General features: G+C 67.3%; 19 protein-coding genes. 7 read left to right on the top strand and 12 right to left on the bottom strand.

Annotation, left to right across the window (positions count from 1 at the left end; translation table 11 throughout):
- The 4 genes from ASE67_RS18390 to ASE67_RS10415 form a co-directional block, all read right to left on the bottom strand.
- Positions 1 to 1,086: an RcnB family protein gene (locus tag ASE67_RS18390; protein WP_055760450.1), complete on the bottom strand. Its 1,086-nt coding sequence runs from the start codon at positions 1,084 to 1,086 to the stop codon at positions 1 to 3.
- A gap of 121 nt (positions 1,087 to 1,207) precedes the next feature.
- Entirely contained in the window at positions 1,208 to 1,690 is a 483-nt protein-coding gene (locus ASE67_RS10425; protein WP_055760447.1) for a GAF domain-containing protein, read from the bottom strand.
- A gap of 57 nt (positions 1,691 to 1,747) precedes the next feature.
- Entirely contained in the window at positions 1,748 to 2,173 is a 426-nt protein-coding gene (gene arfB, locus ASE67_RS10420) for an alternative ribosome rescue aminoacyl-tRNA hydrolase ArfB (protein ID WP_055760444.1), read from the bottom strand.
- 1 nt (position 2,174) lies between these two features.
- Positions 2,175 to 2,828 carry an RluA family pseudouridine synthase gene (locus ASE67_RS10415; protein WP_055760441.1) on the bottom strand — a complete coding sequence of 218 codons (654 nt, stop codon included), beginning with the start codon at positions 2,826 to 2,828 and terminating at the stop codon, positions 2,175 to 2,177.
- A 75-nt stretch (positions 2,829 to 2,903) separates the two neighbouring features.
- Here ASE67_RS10415 and ASE67_RS10410 point away from each other — a divergent pair, with 75 nt between their 5' ends.
- Positions 2,904 to 3,689: a M15 family metallopeptidase gene (locus tag ASE67_RS10410; RefSeq protein WP_200922202.1), complete on the top strand. Its 786-nt coding sequence runs from the start codon at positions 2,904 to 2,906 to the stop codon at positions 3,687 to 3,689.
- 28 nt (positions 3,690 to 3,717) lie between these two features.
- On the opposite strand, the gene ASE67_RS10405 is transcribed toward ASE67_RS10410, so the two are convergent.
- From ASE67_RS10405 to ASE67_RS10390, 4 genes are all read right to left on the bottom strand, one after another.
- The gene (locus ASE67_RS10405) at positions 3,718 to 4,050 is read right to left on the bottom strand and encodes a hypothetical protein (RefSeq protein WP_235511869.1); all 333 of its coding nucleotides are present in this window, start codon (positions 4,048 to 4,050) and stop codon (positions 3,718 to 3,720) included.
- A 108-nt stretch (positions 4,051 to 4,158) separates the two neighbouring features.
- Positions 4,159 to 5,142, bottom strand: coding sequence for a glycoside hydrolase family 43 protein (locus ASE67_RS10400; RefSeq protein ID WP_200922201.1), 984 nt, complete (start codon positions 5,140 to 5,142; stop codon positions 4,159 to 4,161).
- Positions 5,143 to 5,255: 113 nt separating this feature from the next.
- Positions 5,256 to 5,858 (bottom strand): NAD(P)H:quinone oxidoreductase, encoded by a 603-nt coding sequence (gene wrbA, locus ASE67_RS10395; RefSeq protein WP_055760429.1) that lies wholly within the window; start codon positions 5,856 to 5,858, stop codon positions 5,256 to 5,258.
- Between the two features lie 21 nt (positions 5,859 to 5,879).
- Complete coding sequence (locus tag ASE67_RS10390) at positions 5,880 to 6,578, bottom strand: pirin family protein (protein ID WP_055760427.1); 699 nt, start codon at positions 6,576 to 6,578, stop codon at positions 5,880 to 5,882.
- Positions 6,579 to 6,671: 93 nt separating this feature from the next.
- On the opposite strand from ASE67_RS10390, the gene ASE67_RS10385 reads away from it, so the two are divergent.
- Together ASE67_RS10385 and ctrA are read left to right on the top strand one after the other, a co-directional pair.
- On the top strand, positions 6,672 to 7,574 hold the full coding sequence (locus ASE67_RS10385) for a LysR family transcriptional regulator (protein WP_055761578.1): 903 nt from the start codon (positions 6,672 to 6,674) through the stop codon (positions 7,572 to 7,574).
- A 192-nt stretch (positions 7,575 to 7,766) separates the two neighbouring features.
- Positions 7,767 to 8,468: a response regulator transcription factor CtrA gene (gene ctrA / locus ASE67_RS10380; protein WP_055760424.1), complete on the top strand. Its 702-nt coding sequence runs from the start codon at positions 7,767 to 7,769 to the stop codon at positions 8,466 to 8,468.
- Positions 8,469 to 8,665: 197 nt separating this feature from the next.
- On the opposite strand, the gene ASE67_RS10375 is transcribed toward ctrA, so the two are convergent.
- The 3 genes from ASE67_RS10375 to ASE67_RS10365 all read right to left on the bottom strand — a co-directional run bounded on the left by ASE67_RS10375 (position 8,666) and on the right by ASE67_RS10365 (position 11,985).
- Entirely contained in the window at positions 8,666 to 9,340 is a 675-nt protein-coding gene (locus tag ASE67_RS10375; RefSeq protein ID WP_055760421.1) for a L,D-transpeptidase family protein, read from the bottom strand.
- A gap of 108 nt (positions 9,341 to 9,448) precedes the next feature.
- Positions 9,449 to 11,122: an amidohydrolase gene (locus ASE67_RS10370; RefSeq protein ID WP_055760419.1), complete on the bottom strand. Its 1,674-nt coding sequence runs from the start codon at positions 11,120 to 11,122 to the stop codon at positions 9,449 to 9,451.
- Complete coding sequence (locus tag ASE67_RS10365; RefSeq protein WP_055760414.1) at positions 11,119 to 11,985, bottom strand: NAD(P)-dependent oxidoreductase; 867 nt, start codon at positions 11,983 to 11,985, stop codon at positions 11,119 to 11,121. The genes ASE67_RS10370 and ASE67_RS10365 overlap by 4 nt, the downstream gene beginning before the upstream one ends.
- A 188-nt stretch (positions 11,986 to 12,173) precedes the next feature.
- On the opposite strand from ASE67_RS10365, the gene ASE67_RS10360 reads away from it, so the two are divergent.
- The 4 genes from ASE67_RS10360 (at position 12,174) to ASE67_RS10345 (ending at position 15,082) form a co-directional block, all read left to right on the top strand.
- Positions 12,174 to 13,415, top strand: coding sequence for a threonine ammonia-lyase (locus ASE67_RS10360; protein WP_055760411.1), 1,242 nt, complete (start codon positions 12,174 to 12,176; stop codon positions 13,413 to 13,415).
- Entirely contained in the window at positions 13,412 to 13,813 is a 402-nt protein-coding gene (locus ASE67_RS10355) for a GFA family protein (RefSeq protein ID WP_055760408.1), read from the top strand. The genes ASE67_RS10360 and ASE67_RS10355 overlap by 4 nt, the downstream gene beginning before the upstream one ends.
- A gap of 106 nt (positions 13,814 to 13,919) precedes the next feature.
- Positions 13,920 to 14,681, top strand: coding sequence for an arginyltransferase (locus ASE67_RS10350; protein ID WP_055760406.1), 762 nt, complete (start codon positions 13,920 to 13,922; stop codon positions 14,679 to 14,681).
- Complete coding sequence (locus ASE67_RS10345) at positions 14,678 to 15,082, top strand: hypothetical protein (RefSeq protein WP_055760403.1); 405 nt, start codon at positions 14,678 to 14,680, stop codon at positions 15,080 to 15,082. Before ASE67_RS10350 ends, ASE67_RS10345 begins: the two co-directional genes overlap by 4 nt.
- 261 nt (positions 15,083 to 15,343) lie before the next feature.
- Here the strand turns inward: ASE67_RS10345 and ykgO are convergent, their stop codons facing one another.
- The gene (gene ykgO / locus ASE67_RS10340) at positions 15,344 to 15,469 is read right to left on the bottom strand and encodes a type B 50S ribosomal protein L36 (RefSeq protein ID WP_055755695.1); all 126 of its coding nucleotides are present in this window, start codon (positions 15,467 to 15,469) and stop codon (positions 15,344 to 15,346) included.
- Positions 15,470 to 15,602 lie beyond the last annotated feature (133 nt).

Raw genomic sequence — 15,602 nt, 5'->3', positions numbered from 1 at the left:
TCACCGCCGCAGCAGTTTCGACCGATGCGCGCGCCGCGGCGCAGCGCGGCGCGTTTCATAGGTGACGACCTCCTCGGTCGTGGTCGTCGTCACCGGCGCGTTCTGGATCGTGACCGTGGTGACGGTGCGCGGCGGGTAGTAATAGCCATCGGCAATATAGCCGCCCGGCCCTTCGGTCGTGGTCGTCGTGGTATAGCTGCGCGCGACCGGCGCCGCGCCGACGTGCCGCTCGATATAGCCGCCACGCGGGCTGGGGCGGATCGGCTGGACCTCCTCGCGCATCGGGCCGAACACGACACCGGGCGCATCGTCATAATAGCCATCGTCAGGCGCGACCGGCACGTCCCCGCCCGGCAGCGGATAGTCGGCACCATAGCCCCGCTGCACAGGCGGCGGTGGTGGCGGCGGCGGCGGTGCGCGGCGATCTTCGGCACGGTCGATCGCGGTCCCGGCCAGCGCGCCGACCCCCGCCCCGATCAGCGTCCCGCCCAGCCGGTTGCCGCGTCCGGCGATCACGTTGCCGGCAACGCCGCCCGCGACGCCGCCGATCACCGCGCCGCCAACCCCATCGTCGCGCCGCGCGACCGGCGGCGGAGGGGGCGGCAGCGGAGCGTCGTTCTCGGCAAGATACCGGTCATAGGCCCGGTCATCGCGGACATAGCGGCCCGTGTCGCGCGCATCCCAATCGATGCCGCGCCGATAATCGACCACCCGCCCGTCGCGATCGGCCAGCACCGCATCGTCATAATAACGATACCAGCCGTAACCCGCCTGCGGTCGGCTGAGCCCATAGGCCGGCCAATCCTGAACAAAGAAGCTGGGCGCGACCCAATAGCGCGGCATCACCCAACCGCGCGCCGGCGTGCGATAGGCCGCCCAGCCACCCGGCGCATAATAGCCGCCATACCAGCGCCCGCGCACCTTCCCGCCCCAGCGTGGGCCGGGCAGGTTCACGCGTGGCTGTCCGGCCGCAATTCCCGGCCGCCCCGGCCGCGCCTCGGGCGATTGTCCGACGCGCGGCTGCGCCTCGGCGGCACCGGTCGAGGCAAGGATCGCCGCAATGGCGGCAAGGGTCGGCGTTCGCATCGTCGGGCAGGCTCCCTGGTACGCGGCTCACCCCGCGCTATGGTTGCCCAAACCTTACCACGCACCCCGGTTCCCGGCCAATCCGGCGATTGCCGGCCCGACCGTCCCGCGGCGGGGCAGATCAGCCGATCCTTGGGCCCAGCAACGCCACCAGCGCCTCGCATCCCGCCTGGTCCTCGGCATCGAACCGGCCGGGCAGCGGGCTGTCGAGGTCGAGCACCCCGATCAACCGGTCGCCGACGACGATCGGCACCACCAGCTCGCTGCGGCTGTCGGCGTCGCAGGCGATGTGGCCGGGAAAGGCGTGGACATCGGCGACCAGCTGCGTCGTGCGCGTCTCCGCCGCCGTCCCGCACACGCCGCGCCCCATGGCGATGCGGATGCACGCCGCCTTCCCCTGAAACGGCCCCAGCACCAGTTCGTCCTGCGCCAGCCGATAGAAACCGGCCCAGTTCAGGTCGGGCAGATACTGCATCAGCAGCGCCGACGCGTTCGCCATATTGGCAATGGAGTCATTCTCCCCGGCGGTCAGCGCATCGAGCGCGGACAGCAGGTCGCGGTACAGGTCGCCCTTGGCGCCGGCGGAAATATCGAACTGGTACATCGGGCGTTATGTAGCGCCGGCTCGGCGTCACACAATCCTCCCCGGCACGGGGAGGATCTAGTCCATCCGAACCTTCCCCCGCCCGGCCTTCACCTGCGACCTACCCTTCTTCGCATCCACCCGCCGAACCTGTGACGCCTTGGTCGGCTTGGTCGCGCGGCGCTTCTTGGGCACGATTGTCGCCTCGCGGATCAGCTCGAACAGCCGCTCGCGCACCTCGCGCCGGTTCATCTCCTGCGAGCGCGAGGCATCGGCGCGCAGCGTCAGCACGCCCTCCTTGGTCAGCCGCGATCCGGCCAGCGCCGCCAGCCGATGCTTCACCGCCTCGGGCAGCCCCGGCGATGCCACCACGTCGAAGCGCAGCAACACCGCGCTGTCGGTTGTGTTCACATGCTGCCCGCCCGGCCCCGACGCACGGGTAAAGCTCTCGACCAGCTCGCCGCTGTCGATCGAGATCGACCGGGTAATCGGGATGCGCGGCAAATCAGGCCTCGTCGAACCCCGCCGCGACGAAGCTCCTCGGCCACGGTGCGGTCACGTCGATCGCCGGCTTGTTGTCGCGCGGCACCATCAGCCCGACGGCGTGGAGCAACATGCCGTGCCGCCCGCCCCGGCCATAGACCGGATCGCCCGCGACCGGGCAGCCCAGCCCCTCGGCCATGTGCACGCGAATCTGGTGGGTGCGGCCCGTTTCGGGAAACAGTGCGATCAGCGCCTGATCGCCCACGGTGCGCAGCACGCGCCAGTTGGTCCGCGCCGGCTTGCCCTTCGCATCGCCGACCATCCGCCACCCGGCCTCGGCGGTGCTGACCTTGGCCAGCGGCAGGTCGATCTCACCCGATTCGCCCGCCGGAATCCCGTCGAGGATCGCGAGGTAGCGCTTCGTCACCCGCCCCTGTTCGAATGCCTGCTGGAACCGGGCATGCGCCTTGGGATTGCGCGCGAGCAGCAGGCACCCGCTGGTGTCGCGGTCCAGCCGGTGGACCGGCGTCGGTTCGCGTTGAAAGGTGAAGCGCAGTTCGTCCGCACGCCCGACGATGCTCGGCGATCCGTCGCGCGGCGGATCGACCGGCAGGCCGGCAGGTTTGTCGAGGACGATCGCCTCTCCGTCGATGAACAGTACCAGGTCGTCAAGCATTGCGCTCCCTTGCCATCGTTGGCGACGCCATGCCAGTGCGCTTGGGGTGTCGTGCCGACCCAGCCGGAGACTTTCGTGCGCCGAACCACCCTCGCCCGCCTGTTGCCGCCGCTGAGCCTGCTTACCGCCTGCGCCCCAACCACCGCGCCCGCGCCGCCGGTCGCGGTGCCGACCCCGGCGCCTGCCCCGACGCCGGTCGCACCACCGCGCATCATCGCTTTGCCGCCCGCCGGCCCGGCCGGCCCGGTCGAACTGTGCGGGCGCGGAACGGTACAGCGCACCGGCGACGGCCGGCTGTTCAACCATTTCCCCTATCCCGACATGCCCGCGACCGCGCTGGTCGACGCCCCCGCGGCACTCGGGCAATCGTGCAAGATCCACCCGGCGATGGCCGCCGACCTCAACCGCCTGCTCGCCGCCGCCGATGGCGATCCGGCGATCGCGGGTACGCTGCGCGCCGTGTCGTGCCACCGCTCCGAAGCCTTGCAGCGGCAGACGTTTTGCGGCGGCATCGGCATGAACGGATCGGGCAGCTTCGCGGAACGCGCCTGGGCATCCGCGCCACCGGGGCATAGCGAGCATTCGACCGGCTATGTCATCGACTTCGGCACCAGCACGTCGCCCGCTTGCAACGCCGAAGCCTGCTTCGCCGCCACCCCCGCCGGACGCTGGCTCCGCGCCAATGCCGCGCGCTTCGGCTTCGAAATGTCGTTCCCGGCGGGCAACCGGCAGCAGGTGAAGTGGGAACCGTGGCACTGGCGCTGGGTCGGCACGGCGGCGACCGAAGCAGGCGCGGCGCCGGCGCGGTCGATCTTCCTGCAGGCGCGGACGCGGTTCCCGGCGGAGCCAGGGGTCGATTAGGTGGACCAGCCGACCGGCCGGCGCGATCTCAGCGAAACTCGTGCGTCACCTCGATACGGCCGACGATGGCGGCGTTGAACGCGTCCATCTCTTCCGCCGGTATCCAATATTCGCGATGCGCCTTCCCGCCGGCATCCTGCACCGGATACCGGGCAAGGTACGCGCGCAGAACCTCAAACCGGGTAACGTACCCCGAGCCACTTTCCCGAACATTCCAATCCCGCGCGATCTTCACCGCATATTCCTCGGTCACCACAGGATAGAAGATGGGCTGTTCCGGCAACCGCGGCGGAAACGCCGACATGCCGCTATCCGCGATCAGGCGGAGTTCGGCCGGGCCGACCGGTCGCCACAAGGTCATGGTGTCCTCTGTCATCCAGCGAGCCTAGACACGACCCAGCGCGTTTTCCACCTCTCTCCATGCGGCCTTGGTCAGCACCGGACCGCAGACCGGGCAACACATGATTGCCTACCGCGCCGGCGCAGTAACCCCCGCATCCGTCTGCACCACCGGCCGCATCGTCCCGTCCGCATTATACCGCAGCCGCTCGACCGTCACCGCCCGCCGCCCGATCGCGCCGTTCAGGTCGCCGATCGCCAGTGTCGCATTGTGCAGGAACAGGTACCAGTCGCCCTTATATTCGACGATCCCCGGATGGATGGTGAAGCTGTACTTGCCCGATCCGGTCAGCTCCCCGCGATAGGTCCATGGCCCCTTGATCGACGGTGCCGTCGCGTACGACACGCGTTCGTCGCGATGCTTCGACCGGTCGAGCGAGGCATAGGTCAGGTAATAGGTGCCGTTCCGCGCATGCAGCCACGGCCCCTCCTCGAAATGCGGCGGGGTGATTTCGGTGATCGGCCCGTCGATCTCGATCATGTTGGGCTTCAGCTTCGCGATATAGCATTGCCGGTTGCCCCACGCGATCCACGTCGTGCCGTCCTTGTCGGTGAAGACGGTAGGGTCGATGTCTTCCCAGCTGTGCGTGCCCTTGGGCGTCATCTGGTTGGTGATGAGCGCCGATCCCTTCGCATCGACGAACGGCCCAGTCGGCTTGTCCGACACCGCCACCGCGATCGCCTTGCCCGGATGGGTGTCGTCATGCTCGACGGCGGCATAGAACCAGTATTTGCCGTTCTTATAGATCGCCTGGCTGGCCCAGGCATCGGCCTTCGCCCATTTGAAATCGGCAACCTTCATGATCGGACCATGGTCGGTCCAATGGCGCATGTCGGTGGTCGAATAGACCAGCCATTCGCGCATTTTGAACATTTCGTCGCGCTGCGCCTGGTCGTGCCCGACATACAAATACAGCCGGTCGCCGACGACCAGCGGCGCGGGGTCGGCGGTGAACTTGTCGCGGATGATCGGGTTGCTGCCCGGCACCGGCCGTTCCTGCGCGCCCGCAACGCCCGCCACCAGCAACGCAGCCCACAACGCTATCCCGCGCATATCCCTCTCCATCATCGTTCTTTGCAACGATGATAGCCGATAGCGCTAACAATCCAACCGGTTGTCGCCGGTAAAAATGCGGGGCGACCCATCAGGCCGCCCCGCGTGTCGCCTTATCCGAACACCTTGGCCGCCAGCTCGGCGATACGCTTGCCCTGATAGCGCGCGCCGCCCAGTTCGACTTCGGTCGGCTGACGGCTGCCATCGCCTGCGGCAATGGTCGACGCGCCATAGGGGGTGCTGCCGTTCACCTCGTCCAGCCCCAGATGGCCCTCATAACCATAATCGAGGCCAACGATGGTCAGGCCATGATGCATCAGGTTGGTGATGATCGAGAACAGCGTGGTTTCCTGCCCGCCATGCTGCGATGCGGTCGAGGTGAAGGCCCCGCCGATCTTCCCGACCAGACCGCCCTTGGCCCAGATGCCGCCGGTCGTGTCCCAGAATGCCGCCATCTGGCTCGACATCCGACCATACCGGGTGCCGGTGCCGACGATGATCGCGTCATACTTCGTCAGCTCATTGGGATCGGTCAGCTCGGCATGATGGTCCGCAACCTGGAAACCCGCCGACTTGGCGACCTCGTCGGGTGCGGTTTCGCGCACGCGGCGGACGTCCACCTCGGCACCGGCGGCGCGGGCGCCCTCGGCCACCGCATCGGCCATCTTCGCGATATGGCCATAGGACGAATAATACAGGACCAGAACCTTCGACATGTGCAGCTACTCCCTTGCGGATTATTCGGAATCGACCAGGACGATTTCGGCGTCCTCGGTCGCGGTGATGGTGACGGTCTGCCCACCCGACAGCGCGGCCCCGTCGCGCGCCTGAAAGGCCACGCCGTCGATGGTGATCGCGCCGGTCGCAGCGACCAGATAGGCGTGACGCCCTTCGCCCACGCTATGTTCCACGCTTTCCCCGGCCTTCAGCGTCGCACCCAGCACCCGCGCCTCCGCCCGGATGCGCAGCGCGTCGCCGTCATCGTCATACCCGCTGGCCAGCGTGACGAACCGGCCCGATCGTTCGCCCTTCGGGAACGGCTTGGCACCCCAGGCCGGTGCGCCGCCCTTCTGGCGCGGCTCGATCCAGATCTGGAAGATGCGGGTCGTCTCCGGCTCGAGGTTGTATTCGGCATGGCGCACCCCGGTGCCGGCGCTCATCACCTGCACGTCGCCCGCCGTCGTGCGGCCCTTGTTGCCCAGCGAATCCTGGTGGGTGATCGCGCCCGAGCGGACATAGGTGATGATCTCCATGTCCTTGTGCGGGTGCGGCGGAAAGCCGCTGTTCGCGGCGATCTCGTCGTCGTTCCACACCCGGATCGCGCCCCAGCCCATGCGGGCAGGATCGTAATAATTGGCGAAGCTGAAATGATGGCGGGCGTTCAGCCAGCCATGATCGGCATGGCCCAGGCTGGTGAAGTCACGTTTGTCGATCATCGTCGATCTCCTTGCTTGACCCCCAAGATAAGCACGCCGATCATGTCGTAAATGGAAACGTCGGAAACCGATCGTTTCGCGGATGGAGGGGTAATGCGTCTTCCCGATTTCGAAGCCTGGGCAATGTTCGCCTGCGTCGTCGAACACCGATCGTTCAGCGCCGCGGCCCAGTCGATCGGCGTGTCGAAGGCCACGGTGTCAAAGGCGGTGGCCCGGCTGGAGACGTCGCTTGGCACCACCCTTTTCCACCGCACCTCGCGCCGCCTGACGCTGACCGACGCCGGGCAGTCGCTGGCCGAGCGCGCCGGGCGCATCCTGGCCGAAGCACAGGCGGCGGAGGAACAGGCGCGTGACGCCGCCGCCGCGCCGACCGGCCTCGTCCGCATGGCGGCACCGATGTCGTTCGGTCTCGCCCATGTCGCGCCGGCCATCGCCGACTTCCTCGAACAGCATCCAGGCGTGGAGATCGACCTCACCCTGTCCGATGCGAAGGTCGATATCGTGGCCGAGGGGATCGACGTCGCGCTGCGCATCGCCGACCTGCCCGACAGCTCACTGCGCGCCCGCCGCCTCGCCCCCGTCGCGATCCGCATCGTCGCCGCGCCGACCTATTGGGACCGGCGCGGGCGGCCGACGCATCCCGCGGACCTCGGCGACCACGCCTGCTTCGGCTATACCAACCTGCCCAGCGCCATCTGGCATTTCCGGCGCGGCGAAGAGGAGGTCGCGGTGCGCCCGACCGGGCCACTGGCCACCAACAATGGCGAAGCGCTGCTGCCCGCGCTGTGCGCCGGATTGGGCGTCGCGCGGCTGCCCGGCTTTCTGGTCGATGCCGATATCGCCGCCGGGCGGCTGGAGCCCGTCCTGCCCGACTGGAACAGCGGCAGCGTCGCGCTGCACCTCCTCACCCCGCCGGGCACGCTGCGTCCGGCGCGGGTCGAGGCGCTGATCGACTTCTTCGCCGAACGCTTCCGCCGCAGCTGCAACCAGCGTTAATTTTGCTAAATCTTTTCTTCGGCCTGCCGTTTACCACAACAGAACCCTTCGTTCCGCTTAACCAACGGAATTTACGAAGTGTTTTCGATTAGGCAAAAATTAACCTTTTGCCTTCATAGGTGTTTACGGTAATGTTTTTGCTGCGCGCGGCTCAGGGACGACAGCGCGCCGCGAAACGGGGGATGTAGGCCGATGCGCGTGCTGTTGATCGAGGACGAGCCGACGACCGCCAAGGCGATCGAGCTGATGCTCACGACCGAGGGGTTCAACATCTACACGACCGATCTGGGCGAAGAAGGCCTCGATCTGGGCAAGCTGTATGATTACGACATCATATTGCTCGATCTGAACCTGCCCGACATGCACGGGTACGACGTTCTGAAGAAGCTGCGTGTCGCACGGGTGCAGACCCCGGTGCTGATCCTGTCGGGCATCAACGAAATGGATTCGAAGGTCCGGTCGTTCGGCTTCGGTGCCGACGACTACGTGACCAAGCCGTTCCACCGTGAGGAACTGATCGCGCGTATCCACGCCGTCGTCCGCCGGTCGAAGGGGCATTCGCAGTCGGTCATCCGCACCGGCAAGCTCTCGGTGAACCTCGATGCCAAGACGGTCGACGTCGACGGCGCGCGCGTCCACCTGACGGGCAAGGAATATGCGATGCTGGAGCTGCTCTCGCTCCGCAAGGGCACGACCCTGACCAAGGAAATGTTCCTCAACCATCTCTACGGCGGGATGGACGAACCCGAACTGAAGATCATCGACGTCTTCATCTGCAAGCTGCGCAAGAAGCTCAGCATGGCCTGCGAAGGCGACAATTACATCGAGACGGTCTGGGGCCGCGGCTATGTGCTGCGCGAACCCGATGAAATGGTCGAGGCCGCGGTCGCGTAACGCGGTCCGCCTCCCGACCCATCCATTCCCATCCCGTTCGGTTCGAGCAGCTTCGAGCTTGTCGAGAAGCGCCCGTCGAGAACGGGGCAGACACCCCCACCAAACGAGTTTTCGTATCCCCGCGCAGGCGGGGATCCAGGGTAACGAGGCGATACGCTCGCGGCTCTGGATCCCCGCCTGTGCGGGGATACGGCCGTTTACGCCGTGATCGCGCCGCCCATGTTCAGCCGCTTGCCGTTGGTGATGATCACCCGGTCGCCAAGCTTCGCTGCCCCGAACAGCTTCTTCGCGAACGCGGTTGGCACCCCGATACAGCCATGCGTCGCGCCGCCTTCCTGCACGTCGCTGCCATGGATCGAGATACCGTCATTGGTCAGCCGGAGCATGTACGGCATCGGCGCACCATACAGGTTGCTGACATGATCGGCGTCCTTCTCGGTAATCTTCATCGCGCCCAGCGGCGTGGGTTTCCAGTCGGCACCATATAGCACCACCGCCGCGCCGATCTCATAGCCGTCGCGAAACACCGACAGCACCTGCGCATCGAGGTCGATGGTGACGATCAGCTTCCCGCTGGCCGGCGCACCCTCCTCGTCCCATACCCAGCGGCCATGGGTGAACGGCCCCTCGATGTTCAGCACGCGCCGGACGACCATCGCCTCCGGCGCAGGCGTCGACACGGCGGCCGGAATCGCGACGGGTACGGGCAAAGGCACGGGCGCAGGTTTTGCCGCCGCGACCTTCACCATCGGCTTCGCGGCAACCGGCGCTGGCCGCTCGGCGCTGAGCAGCATCGCCGCCCCGCCCGCCGTGGCCCCGACCACACCGGCCAGCACTGCCACACCCAACCCGGCTCGCAACGAAACGCCCATCACTCCTCCTGTCGCTCGCCAATGTAGGGCAAGCGAAGCCGCGACACACCCCGGCAATCCGGGACGTGCCAGGATGGCACATTAATCCTCTCCAGAATGGGGAGGAAATTATCGTCCGCTATCGACCTTCGGCACGTCCTTCAGCGGCCACGCCTTGTACCCGCCGACCCACGTCTCGATCACCCGCATCGCGCGCAGGTCGGCCGGCGTCGCCGCCACCGGATCGCGATCGACCACGATGAAGTCCGCCTTCTGCCCCGGCAGCAGCGACCCGAATTTCTGCTCGGCAAAGCCGGCGAACGCTGCGTCCTGCGTAAACGCCTTCCACGCCTGTTCGCGCGTCACCTTTTCCTCGGGCCGCCAGCCACCCGGCGGCTGCCCGTTCGCATCCTCGCGGGTGAAGGCCGCTGCCCAACCGACGAACGGGTTCGGATTCTCGACCGGATAGTCCGACCCGAACGCCAGCCGCCCGCCATTGCGCAGGACGGTCGCCCATGCATAGGCCCCGGCCAGCCGCGCCGGCCCCAGCCGCGCCTCCGCCATCGTCCGGTCGCCGGTCGCATGGACCGGCTGCATCGACGCGATGATGCCGTTCCTGCCCAGTCGCGGCAGGTCGGCGGGGTCGAGCACCTGCGCATGTTCGATCCGCCAGCGCCGGTCGTCCTTGTAGGATGACGCCAGCTCATCGATCGCGTCCAGCACCTGCCGGTTCGCGCGGTCGCCGATCGCATGGATCGCGAACTGGAACCCGTCCATCGTGCCCCGGCTCAACAGGTTCAGCAGCGTCGTATCGTTGATGAACGACAGCCCGCTCTGCTTCGGCGCATCGCTATACGGCGCCTTCAACCACGCTCCGCGCGACCCCAGCGCGCCATCGGCATACAGCTTGATCCCGCCCATGCGCAGCCGGTCTCCGTACAGCCACGGCGTCGGCCCGGCCCCGGCAATGGTCAGCGCGGGTTCGAGGCCCGCGGCATAGCTCATGATCCGCACGCGCAGCTGGCCGATATCGCCCATCCGGCGGAACACCATCCAGTCGTCGACCGACGTGCCCATGTCCGCCGTCGCGGTGATGCCGGTCGACAGCAACAGCTCCTGCGCCTTCAGGAACGCGGCGTTACGTTCGCGCGGGGACGGCTTGGGCTTGGCCGCGTCGAACAGGTTGGCGGCATTGTCGACGAACACGCCCGATGGCTGGCCGTTCGGCAGCAATTCGATCCGCCCGCCTGCCGGGGCGACGGTCTTCGCGGTAATCCCCGCCGCCTTCATCGCCGCGCTGTTTGCCCATACCGCATGGCCGTCGGCACGCTCCAGCAGCACCGGCTTGTCACCCGCCGCCGCGTCAAGTTCGGCAGCGGTCGGGAAGCGGCCCAGCCCCCACGCTTCCTGGTTCCAGCCGCCGCCCAATATCCACTGGCGATTGCCGTTGCTGCGCGCATAGGACTGGATCGCGCCTTGCGCATCGCTCAGCGACCGGGTGTTCGACAGGTCGAGTTCGAGCGCGCGATACCCCAGCGACATGACGTGCCCATGCGCGTCGATCATGCCCGGCATCACGATCTTGCCGCCCATGTCGCTGCGCCAGTCGAGCTTCTTCGGCGCCTTCTCACCCTTGGGCACCAGCCGCACGACCTTGCCGTCCTTGTCGACCAGGATGCCGCCGAAGCGCACCACCTGCCCCCGCGAATCCAGCGCCACGCCGTTGACGTTGTCGATCAGGCCATCGGCCTGCGCGGTCCCGGCCAGCAGCAGCGCGGCAAGGGTGAGTGCCGCGCGCCTCACTTCGCGATCCTCCGCACCAGCGCGCTGGTATCCTGCCGCCCGCCACCCATGGCCTGCACCTGCGCATAGAATTGATCGACCAGCGCCGTCACCGGCAACGTCGCACCGTTGCGCCGCGATTCATCGAGCGCAAGGCCCAGGTCCTTGCGCATCCAGTCGATCGCAAAGCCGAAATCGAACTCTTCCTTCGCCATGGTCGGCCAGCGATTGACCATCTGCCAGCTCTGCGCCGCGCCGCCCGACACAGCCTCCAACACCTTGTCGAGATCGAGGTCGGACGCCTGCGCGAACCGCAACGCTTCGGACAGCCCGCCCAGCACGCCCGCGATACAGATCTGGTTGACCATCTTGGTCGTCTGCCCCGCCCCAGCGTCACCGACATGCACGATCCGCTGGGCGTAGGCGGTCATCAATGGCTCGGCAGCGGCAAAGGCTTCGGCCGAACCGCCGCACATGATCGACAGCTTGCCGTTCTCCGCGCCAGCCTGTCCGCCCGACACCGGCGCGTCGAGCACCAGCAGCCCCTTGGCCGCCCCCGCCTCGGCCAGTTCGCGCGCGATCGCCGCCGATACGGTGGTGTGGTCGGCAAACAGCGCGCCGGGCTTCATCGCCCCGAACACGCCATCCTCGCCCAGCGTCACCTGCCGCAGATCGTCGTCATTGCCGACACAGGCGAACACCGCGTCCGCCCCGTCCGCCGCAGCCGCCGGCGTGTCGGCAACCTGGCCGCCATGCTTCGCCGCCCAGCCATCGGCCTTGGCACGGGTGCGGTTGTAGACGGTGACCTGATGGCCGGCGGAGATCAGGTGTCCGGCCATGGGAGCGCCCATGACGCCGGTACCGATGAATGCGAGTTTTGCCATGGGGCGGGGGTGTAGGAGGTAAGCGCGGGGCCGTACAGCCACCGGGCGTTCCAAAGACAAAATCCACCCGTTTTCCGCTCGGTTCGAGCAGCTTCGAGCCTGTCGAGAAGCGTCTGTCGAAAACCCGGTCGGTCGGGCTACCCCCTCCCCGCCTTTTCCTTCGCGCCCAAATCGGCTACCCGCCCGCGATGGCTACCAACCCGATCGCTCCGCCCGCCCTGCCCCTCACCGTCGACGATGTTCGTGGCGCGGCGATGCGTATCGGCGGCTCGATCGTCCGCACGCCGACCCTTATCAGCCGCACCCTGTCCGACCTGACCGGCGCGACCGTCTATCTGAAATTCGAAAATCTCCAGTTCACCGCCGCTTACAAGGAACGCGGCGCGCTCAACACCCTGCTGCAGCTCGACGAAGCCACCCGTGCGAAGGGCGTGATCGCCGCGTCGGCCGGCAACCATGCGCAGGGCCTCGCCTATCACGGCAACCGGCTGGGCGTGCCGGTCACCATCGTCATGCCGCGCCCGACTCCGACCGTGAAGGTCATGCAGACGCAGAGCCACGGTGCGACCGTGGTGCTGAAGGGTGAGACGTTCGACGCCGCCTATGCCCATGCCCGCAAGCTGGAGGCCGAACAGGGGCTGACCTTCGTCCACCCCTTCGACGATCCGCGCATCATGGCCGGGCAAGGCACCGTCGCGCTCGAAATGCTGGCGGACGTGCCGGAGCTCGACACGCTGGTCGTGCCGATCGGCGGCGGCGGCCTCATCAGCGGCATCGCGACCGTTGCCAAGGCAGCGGATCGCCCGATCGAAGTTATCGGCGTCCAGGCCGAGCTGTTCCCGTCGATGTACAACCGCCTGCACGGCACCGACATGGACTGCGCCGGCGACACGCTGGCGGAGGGTATCGCGGTCAAGCAGCCCGGCGGCCTGACCGCGCAGGTCGTCGCCGCGCTGGTCGACGACATCGTGCTGGTCAGCGAACGCCAGCTGGAGGAAGCCGTCAGCCTGCTGGTCCAGATCGAAAAGACCGTAGTCGAGGGCGCCGGCGCCGCCGGCCTCGCCGCGCTGCTCGGCCATGGCCAGCGGTTCAAGGGCAAGACCGTCGGCATCGTCCTGTGCGGCGGCAATATCGACACCCGCCTGCTCGCCAACGTGCTGCTGCGCGATCTCGCCCGCTCGGGTCGCCTCGCCCGCCTGCGCATCCGGTTGCAGGACCGCCCCGGCGCGCTGTTCCACGTTGCCAAGATCTTCCACGAACACACCGTCAACATCATCGAGGTCTATCACCAGCGCGTCTTCACGACGCTGCCGGCCAAGGGCCTCATCACCGACATCGAATGCGAAACCCGCGACCGCGAGCATCTCGACCGGCTGGTCGAGGGCCTGCGCGCCGGGGGGTATGAAGTGAGCACGGTCGAACTGGCATGACCGACGCCATCACCGGCACCTGCCTGTGCGGGGCCTGCCGCTACCGCACCGACGCGCCGGTGATGAACGTGCGCACCTGCCACTGCCATCGCTGCCAGCGCGCGACCGGCAGCGCCTTTTACGCGCGGGTGATGGTGCCGCTCGCCTCGGTCACGATCGACGGGCCGGTGCGCTGGCATGACGGCGGCACCGGCGTCCGGCGGGGCTTCTGTCCCACCTGCGGGTCGACCATGTTTTCGGAACGGGCGGCGGCCGGCACGATCGGCCTGGCCATCGGCACGCTCGACCATCCCGAACGCTTCGCGCCCACCGACCATATCTGGATATCGGCGAAGCAGCCGTGGCTGGTGCTGGCCGATGGCTTGCCGCAATTCGCCGAAGGGCCGCCGGCCACCTGATCGCTTGCGGAAAATTCGCGGTTAACGCGCTTTTCGCCACGTCTTGTCATCGCCATATCCACCGCGTCATTCTATCGGGGGACTGCCCGATCCGAAGGAGCAATGGGTGACCGCGCCGTTTCGATTCCCCCGGTTCTTCGTCACCTCGCCCGCGCCCTGCCCCTATCTGCCGGGGCGGCAGGAGCGGAAGGTATTCACCGAACTGAGCGGCGACAATGCGGACGAACTGAACGAGGCGCTGGGCCGGATCGGCTTTCGCCGCAGCCAGTCGGTCGCCTATCGCCCCAGCTGCGTCGGGTGCAGCGCCTGCGTATCGGTGCGCGTCGTCGCCGGTGATTTTTCGATGAACGCGACACAGCGCAAGCTGATGCGCCGCCACGCCGATCTCGACATCCGCGCCTGCAAGCCATGGGCGACCGACGAACAGTTCCGCCTGCTGCGCCGCTACCTGACGGCGCGCCACCCCGGCGGCGGCATGACCGCAATGGACGAATCGGACTTTGCCGACATGGTTGAACATTCGCCGGTCACGTCCTGGGTCATCGAATATCGCGAGCCTGCCGTCGACGGCGTACCCGGCCGGCTGGTCGGCGCGTGCATCACCGACGAACAGGCCGACGGGCTGTCGATGGTCTACAGCTTCTTCGAAACCGACGACGACGCCCGGCCGGGCCTGGGCAACTTCATCATCCTCGACCATATCCGCCGCGCGCGGGCCAGCGGCCTGCCGCATGTCTATCTCGGCTATTGGGTGCAGGGATCGCCGCGCATGGCCTACAAGACGCGCTATCGCCCGCTGGAGGTGCTGGGACCGACCGGCTGGGCATTGCTCGACGATCCGGCCCCCACCGCGCGCGTCCCGGCATGAGCGCCGCGCTCCTCGCCCTAGCACTGGCGGTCCAGCCGGCCGCCGGGCTGGAGCAGCGCCGCGCGACCATCGTCCAGTTCGAAATCAAGCTGGCGACCGGCCTGTCGCCCGCGCAGGAGGCCGCCGCGACCGCGGTCTTTGCCGCCGACACCCGCACTATCCGCCGCTGCGCCGATGCCGGCACGATCGGTGCGCGGTACAAGGCGGAACGGCGCTTTTCGGGATCGATCACCGAACGCCGCAACACCGCGTTCGCCGCGATCCCGATCGACCTGCGCCGCGAGCTGGACAAGGTGCCGACCGGACACGCCACACGAGTCTTCGGATCGCCCGGCGTCCGCCGCGTGCTGATCGCCTGCACCGTGCCGAAGGTACCGGTAGCGCGGCAAGGCACGGTGTAGCGCACCTGCGCAGAGACGATACTGCGGGCGGTCACGACAGAAATCCGCCCAACCCGCATCGTCATTCCCGCGAAGGCGGGAATCCATTACCGCCAACGTCTGCGTCAGACCCGATCCGTCAGCGCATATGGACTCCCGCCTTCGCGGGAGTGATGGTTCCTAGAAACCAGGCACCAACACGAACAGGCACCCGACCCACATGGGCCGGATGCCTGTTCGAAACCCAATATCGGACAGGCCGTCGGCCCGTCCGATGCCGAATCAGCCCTGGCGGGCCTTGAAGCGGCGGTTGGTCTTGTTGATGACGTAGATGCGCCCACGACGACGGATCACGCGGTTGTCCCGGTGACGATCCTTGAGCGACTTCAGCGAATTGACGATCTTCATGGGAACGGCTCTCAAACGGCAAAGAGGCCGCTCGCACGGCCGGAAAAGAGGCGTCCAGCTATCGCCACGTGGCCCTTTCGTCAAGACGCAACCGCTGCAACGCATCGAAACACTTGCGCAATGAACCCATAGC

This window comes from Sphingomonas sp. Leaf23, from assembly GCF_001421585.1.
GTDB lineage: Bacteria > Pseudomonadota > Alphaproteobacteria > Sphingomonadales > Sphingomonadaceae > Sphingomonas.
The sequence above is the reverse complement of the archived record's forward strand: the minus strand, read 5'-3'. Positions and strand labels throughout refer to the sequence as shown.

Excerpts from the sequence above, each read along its gene's own strand:
- ASE67_RS18390 (WP_055760450.1), bottom strand. The coding sequence starts at position 1,086 with ATGCGAACGCCGACCCTTGCCGCCATTGCGGCGATCCTTGCCTCGACC.
- ASE67_RS10425 (WP_055760447.1), bottom strand. The coding sequence starts at position 1,690 with ATGTACCAGTTCGATATTTCCGCCGGCGCCAAGGGCGACCTGTACCGC.
- ASE67_RS10415 (WP_055760441.1), bottom strand. The coding sequence starts at position 2,828 with ATGCTTGACGACCTGGTACTGTTCATCGACGGAGAGGCGATCGTCCTC.
- ASE67_RS10405 (WP_235511869.1), bottom strand. The coding sequence starts at position 4,050 with ATGACCTTGTGGCGACCGGTCGGCCCGGCCGAACTCCGCCTGATCGCG.
- ASE67_RS10400 (WP_200922201.1), bottom strand. The coding sequence starts at position 5,142 with ATGCGCGGGATAGCGTTGTGGGCTGCGTTGCTGGTGGCGGGCGTTGCG.
- wrbA (WP_055760429.1), bottom strand. The coding sequence starts at position 5,858 with ATGTCGAAGGTTCTGGTCCTGTATTATTCGTCCTATGGCCATATCGCG.
- ASE67_RS10390 (WP_055760427.1), bottom strand. The coding sequence starts at position 6,578 with ATGATCGACAAACGTGACTTCACCAGCCTGGGCCATGCCGATCATGGC.
- ASE67_RS10385 (WP_055761578.1), top strand. The coding sequence starts at position 6,672 with ATGCGTCTTCCCGATTTCGAAGCCTGGGCAATGTTCGCCTGCGTCGTC.
- ctrA (WP_055760424.1), top strand. The coding sequence starts at position 7,767 with ATGCGCGTGCTGTTGATCGAGGACGAGCCGACGACCGCCAAGGCGATC.
- ASE67_RS10375 (WP_055760421.1), bottom strand. The coding sequence starts at position 9,340 with ATGGGCGTTTCGTTGCGAGCCGGGTTGGGTGTGGCAGTGCTGGCCGGT.
- ASE67_RS10365 (WP_055760414.1), bottom strand. The coding sequence starts at position 11,985 with ATGGCAAAACTCGCATTCATCGGTACCGGCGTCATGGGCGCTCCCATG.
- ASE67_RS10360 (WP_055760411.1), top strand. The coding sequence starts at position 12,174 with ATGGCTACCAACCCGATCGCTCCGCCCGCCCTGCCCCTCACCGTCGAC.
- ASE67_RS10355 (WP_055760408.1), top strand. The coding sequence starts at position 13,412 with ATGACCGACGCCATCACCGGCACCTGCCTGTGCGGGGCCTGCCGCTAC.
- ASE67_RS10345 (WP_055760403.1), top strand. The coding sequence starts at position 14,678 with ATGAGCGCCGCGCTCCTCGCCCTAGCACTGGCGGTCCAGCCGGCCGCC.
- ykgO (WP_055755695.1), bottom strand. The coding sequence starts at position 15,469 with ATGAAGATCGTCAATTCGCTGAAGTCGCTCAAGGATCGTCACCGGGAC.